This is a genomic window from Psychrobacillus sp., from assembly GCF_056205495.1.
Genome location: NZ_JBAEAP010000363.1, coordinates 1 through 3,174, shown reverse-complemented (window position 1 = coordinate 3,174; position 3,174 = coordinate 1). Strand labels below are relative to the sequence as shown.

The 3,174-nt window shown below is 40.3% G+C and carries 3 protein-coding genes; 2 read left to right on the top strand and 1 reads right to left on the bottom strand.

The features are described from left to right. Positions 1-104: 104 nt before the first annotated feature. The gene (locus AC06OU_RS10875; protein ID WP_475855739.1) at positions 105-503 is read right to left on the bottom strand and encodes an acyl-CoA thioesterase; all 399 of its coding nucleotides are present in this window, start codon (positions 501-503) and stop codon (positions 105-107) included. Positions 504-603: 100 nt separating this feature from the next. On the opposite strand from AC06OU_RS10875, the gene AC06OU_RS10870 reads away from it, so the two are divergent. Beyond that, positions 604-1,605 carry a LacI family DNA-binding transcriptional regulator gene (locus AC06OU_RS10870; RefSeq protein WP_475855737.1) on the top strand — a complete coding sequence of 334 codons (1,002 nt, stop codon included), beginning with the start codon at positions 604-606 and terminating at the stop codon, positions 1,603-1,605. A gap of 132 nt (positions 1,606-1,737) precedes the next feature. Continuing rightward, a complete protein-coding gene (locus tag AC06OU_RS10865) occupies positions 1,738-3,111 on the top strand; it encodes a hypothetical protein (protein WP_475855735.1) in 1,374 nt (457 codons plus the stop codon). The last annotated feature ends 63 nt before the right edge of the window (positions 3,112-3,174 follow it).

The following is a 3,174-nucleotide window of genomic DNA, read 5'->3' as shown; positions in this document are numbered from 1 at the left end:
ATTACATAGCTTCGAAATGGAGTGCCTCTGATATAGCTTAAGAAACAACGACTGAAATGCCATTCGAGTTTGATTTTAAAGAGTTTGATGCTGATCAATTTTCTTCAATCTCCCACATACACATGCTTCTCCAGCTCTCTTCTTATATCGTCTGGGATTACCTCGCTTTTTTTTTCCTGCACATTGTAGTTTACATAGATGGTGGTGGCTTGGACAGTTAGCTTTCCTTCCTGCCAGATTTCCTCGTATAGCTCGAGGCTGGAGTTGCCGATTCGTTTGATCCAGCATTTGATTTCTACTTGTTTTCCGTAATAGATTTGCGCTTTATATTCTACGGTTGTTTTTAGGATAATCATTTTCCAGTTTTGAAAGCTTAAATCCGGGTTGAAGAGGGTAAATAATTGGTTTCTGCCACCCTCTAGCCAAATCGGAATGGTGGTGTTGTTGATATGCCCTACTCCATCGGTTTCTGAGACTCTTGGTTCTATTATAGTTTGGAACATTTCTTCCTCTCCCCTCCTTCCTTTATTTCCACAAGCGTATTTATAATCCTTCTTTTTCTGGGAGAAACGATATAGAATAGACCTAAAAGGAGGTTTTGTCTTGGTATCATCAAAAGACGTTGCAAAGCATGCGGGTGTTTCCCAAACGACAGTATCTCGTGTTTTAAATACACCGGAGTTAGTTAAGAAGCCCACTCTTGAAAAAGTAATGAAGGCGATTGATGAGTTAAACTATATGCCGAATCTTCATGCGCGCTCATTGGTTCAAAATAAGACAGGGTCGATTGCCCTTCTATCAGGACCGCTACATAACCCATTTTTTGTGGACAGTACTACTGCTATCGTCAATTATGCGAATGAGATGGGATATCGTGTAAGCGTACAGTTTGTAAACGATGAAAAGCTTAGTGAAGCATATGCGACTGCATTTGAGCATAAAATTGACGGCATTATTTTATCTTGTATTTTATTGGATGATCCTATTTTTGATAAGCTCAAGCGGATGAACATTCCTTTTATCACCTATAACCGCAAGCATAAAAATAATGAGTATTTTGTGGAAATCGATAATTTTCAAGCCGGTTATTTAGCAGTCAAGCATATGGTGGAGCTAGGTCATACAAGGATTGCGTGGGTTGGTGGCCCATTGTCTGTTAGTACCTTCCGTAATCGTTATCTTGGTTACAAGAAGGCTATGGAGGATTATGAGCTAGATGTATCTGAGAGGTATATTTTTAATACCGATACTTCCAAACAGGATATTGCCTTGGCTTTTGAAAAGCTGAAGAATTTAGAGGATCGTCCTACAGCTATTTGTGGAGGCTCGGATTCGCTCGCGTTGTTTTTGATGGACGAAGCTTTTCAGCACGGTCTATCGATCCCAAATGACTTGAGTATTATAGGAATTGATAACGTGGATATGAGTATGCACGGGTCAATTCAGCTAACAACAGTGGGTAGCATCTCTGAAGAGAATCTAGGATTTTTAGCTATTCAGGAATTGATAGAAATGATTGAAAATAAAAAAAATAGTTGCACACAAATTACGGAGTCTGTTAAAGTATTTAAAAGAAGCACGACGAGAGCACTTAAAACAAACTAATGAAGCCAGGTTTGTTTTATTTTTTCTCTAACAATGAATACGTAACCATTTTACTTTCCAATAAAATGGTTACGTATTCAAAAGGGGTTTTATGTAAGGGGTTACATTAAAAATTGGGAGGAGATTTAGTTTATGTTATGGAAAAACCGAAAGTATGGAGAGGAATCCCCATACATACCAGCGGGCCCTTTTAAGATCCGCTTACCTTTTATTCACTACCGTTTTGAATGGCCAGATTATGTGCAAGGCTTGCTCATGTGTGCAGTCGACTTATCTGCTATTCCACTTTTAATCGAGTTGCTGGGAATGCCATTTGAGGTTGCTATGGCAATCGTATTACTAAACGGAATCTTTTATTTGTTACATCATTTACTTGGTGACCCAGCCGTTCCGGGTTGGATTACTCCAGCTATACCGCTGATTATGCTTTATTGCCAGCAGTTCCCTGAAGGTGCAGAACGGGTTCATGCCTTGATTGCCTTCCAGATGACGCTAGGGATTCTTTCCTTGCTGCTCGGTTCAACCGGTCTCGCATCTAAGGTTGTTAAGCTAATCCCACCTGCCATTAAATCAGGAGTTATCCTTGGGGCAGGTTTTGCAGCTGTTATCTCTGTTTTCCAAATCGGAGGAAGATTTGAAACCTTCCCATGGACGATCACAATTGCAATTGGCATAGCTTTCTATCTATTATTCTCTAACCATTTTGCTACTTTCCAAAACCGAAATCCGTTTTGGGGGACGATTGCTAAGCTCGGGATATTCCCTGTAATTATTTTGGCGGTGGTCATCGCGCCGATTTTTGGAGAAGCACCATGGCCAACACTTCAATGGGGTTTTTCAACACCTGATTTTGTCACACTGTGGAATGAATATACGATATTTGGTTTAGGGTTCCCACCACTGATGATGTTCCTTACTGGTTTACCGACAGTGCTAGCTGCTTATATTGTTTTATTTGGCGATGTATTGCAAACAAAAGCTTTAGTGGAAGAAGGGGCTGCTTCACGTCCTGATGAAAAAATCGAATACAATCCGAGTCGTGCTCACTTAATATTTGGAATTCGTAATAGTGCGATGAGTATTTTAGGTCCAGACGTAACGATGTGTGGTCCATTATGGTCAGCTATGCAGGTAGTCATGGTGGAACGGTTTAAAAAAGGACGAAAAGCAATGGATTCGTTCTTTGGTGGAGTTGGCTCATTCCGTTGGGGAACTAACACTGGATTACTTTTATTACCAATCGTTAGTTTAGTAGAGCCAATTTTAGGAGTAGCCTTAGCTTTAACTTTACTCATTCAAGGGTATGTTAGTGTTAAGGTCGGTATTTTAGAATCACGCAGTCAACGTGATTTAGGTATCGCTGGTATTATTGGTGCCGTGCTTTGCATAAAGGGTGCTGCTTGGGCGTTTGCTGTAGGAATCATTCTTTGTTTATTAATCTACGGTAAGCATTTCTTTAGAGGTGAGGTCGACAACACCTTCATGAAGGATCAGAAGGCGGACTAAACATATATGGCATCCTCGCATGGTAAAATATTGTTACAACTGTAACGAATGAAAGGATGATCG